This window comes from Paenarthrobacter sp. CM16 (assembly GCF_013179505.1).
Taxonomy (GTDB): Bacteria; Actinomycetota; Actinomycetes; order Actinomycetales; family Micrococcaceae; genus Arthrobacter.
In genome coordinates this window covers 1-2763 of the sequence record NZ_JABMCX010000443.1, presented here as the reverse complement: position 1 = coordinate 2763, position 2763 = coordinate 1, and the positions used below count along the sequence as shown (strand labels likewise).

Here is a 2763-nt window from a genome sequence, read left to right as displayed (position 1 = left end):
GGTGGACACCGAGGCCGGCCGCATCATCGACGACGCCGAGGTCAAGGCCGAGGTCGCTGCCGCCAACCCTTGGGCCGAGTGGCTCAAGGACAACCTGATCGATATCAACGAGCTCCCCGAGCGTGAGCACGTGGTTCACACCGCAGCATCGGTGAATATCCGTCAGCGGACTTTCGGCTACACCACCGAAGAACTGAAGATCCTGCTGGGACCGATGTCCCGCACAGGTGCCGAGCCCCTGGGTGCCATGGGCTCCGACACTCCCGTTGCTGTCCTTTCCAAGCGTCCGCGCCTGCTGTTCGACTACTTTGTGCAGTCCTTCGCCCAGGTCACCAACCCGCCGCTGGATGCCATCCGTGAAGAGCTGGTGACCTCCCTGAAGTGCGCCATCGGCCCCAACGGCAACCTTCTGGACGGCAAGCAGGTCCGCCAGCCGCAGATCTCCCTGCCGTTCCCGGTGATCAACAACGATCAACTCGCCAAGATCGCCAACATCGAAACGCCCGACGGCGACCGCATCGCCATGAAGGTCCGTGGCCTATACCGCCCCGAGGGTGGGGAAGCTGCCCTGCGTGCCCGCCTGACCGAGATCTGCGAGCAGGTCTCCGGTGCGATCAACCGTGGCGTGCAGTATGTTGTGCTGTCCGACCGTGACTCGAACGCGCAGTGGGCTCCCATTCCTTCACTCCTGCTGGTCAGTGCAGTCCACCACCACCTGCTCCGCAGTGCCAACCGCACCAAGACCGCCTTGGTGGTTGAGGCAGGCGACGTCCGCGAGACGCACCACGTGGCAGTACTTATCGGTTACGGCGCATCTGCCGTCAACCCGTACCTGGCCATGGAATCGGTGGAACAGCTGATCTCCAACGGCGACGTCACCGGCGTCACTGCAGAAGACGGCGTTTACAACCTCATCAAGGGCCTCGGCAAGGGCGTCCTGAAGATCATGTCCAAGATGGGCATCTCCACGGTGGCTTCCTACACCGGCGCCCAGACCTTCGAAGCCCTGGGCTTGTCCCAGGAACTCGTGGACGAATTCTTCTCCGGCACGCACTCCCAGCTCGGTGGCGTGGGCCTGGACGTGATTGCTGCCGAAGTTTCGGCACGCCATCAGATGGCGTACCCCGAAGGCGGCATCGAACACCCGCACCAGCCGTTGCTGGGCGGCGGCGAGTACCAGTGGCGCCGCGACGGTGAACCGCACCTCTTCAACCCCGAGACGGTTTTCCGCCTGCAGCACGCTACCCGCGAACGCCGGTACGACATCTTCAAGTCCTACACCAAGGGCATTGACGACCAGTCCGAGAACCTGATGACCCTGCGCGGGCTCCTCAAGTTCAAGGACGGCGTCCGCCCGGCGGTCCCGCTGGAGGAAGTGGAGCCGGTCTCAAGCATCGTCAAGCGTTTCTCCACCGGCGCCATGAGCTATGGCTCCATCTCCAAGGAAGCGCACGAAACGCTCGCCATTGCCATGAACCGGTTGGGCGCCAAGTCCAACACCGGTGAAGGCGGCGAGGATGTTGACCGCTTGCTGGATCCCGAGCGACGCTCTGCCATCAAGCAGATCGCGTCGGGCCGCTTCGGTGTCACCAGCCTGTACTTGACCAACGCCGATGACATCCAGATCAAGATGGCACAGGGTGCCAAGCCCGGCGAAGGCGGCCAGCTGATGGCGCAGAAGGTCTACCCCTGGGTGGCCCGGACGCGGCACTCCACCCCTGGTGTCGGACTCATTTCCCCGCCGCCGCACCACGATATCTACTCGATCGAAGACCTCGCGCAGCTCATCTACGATGCCAAGCGCGCCAACCCTTCGGCCCGGGTCCACGTGAAGCTGGTTTCGGAAGTCGGTATCGGCACGGTGGCCTCCGGCGTCACCAAGGCGAAGGCCGACGTCGTGCTTGTTTCAGGTCACGACGGCGGTACCGGCGCCTCGCCGCTGAACTCGCTCAAGCACGCGGGTGTGCCGTGGGAACTCGGCCTTGCCGAGACGCAGCAGACCCTGATGCTCAACGGCCTCCGCGACCGTGTGGTGGTGCAGGTTGACGGCCAGCTCAAGACCGGCCGCGACGTCGTCATTGCTGCCCTGCTGGGTGGCGAGGAGTACGGTTTCGCAACTGCTCCCTTGGTGGTGTCCGGCTGCATCATGATGCGCGTCTGCCACCTGGATACCTGCCCTGTTGGTGTTGCCACGCAGAACCCCGAACTCCGTTCACGGTTCAATGGCAAGCCCGAGTTCGTGGTCAACTTCTTCGAGTTCCTCGCAGAAGAAGTCCGCGAGATCCTTGCCGAGCTTGGCTTCCGCAGCCTGGAAGAGGCAATCGGCCACGCCGAGGTCCTGGATACCCGCGAAGCGATCAACCACTGGAAGGCCGAAGGGCTGGACCTGGACCCCATCCTGCACGGGCTGGAGTTCGACGACGACGTGCCGCTGCGCAACATGACCGGCCAGAACCACGAGCTGGACAAGCACTTCGACCAGCGCCTGATCACCATGGCGCAGGAAGCGCTCAGCGACCGCATGCCCGTCAAGATCACCTTGGACGTCATCAACACGGACCGTTCCGTGGGGACGATGCTGGGCCACGTGGTGACCAAGACCTTCGGCATCGATGTCCTGGCCACCGACACCATCGACGTCACCCTCAATGGCACCGCGGGACAGTCGCTCGGAGCGTTCCTGCCCGCGGGCATCACGCTGCGGATGTTCGGTGATTCCAACGACTACGTTGGCAAGGGCCTCTCCGGTGGACGCATCATTGT

1 protein-coding gene is annotated in these 2763 nt (G+C 63.6%); it reads left to right on the top strand.

Annotation, left to right across the window (positions count from 1 at the left end):
* A partial coding sequence (locus HP499_RS23170; RefSeq protein ID WP_253951763.1) for a glutamate synthase-related protein occupies positions 1-2763 on the top strand: 2763 nt, incomplete at both ends.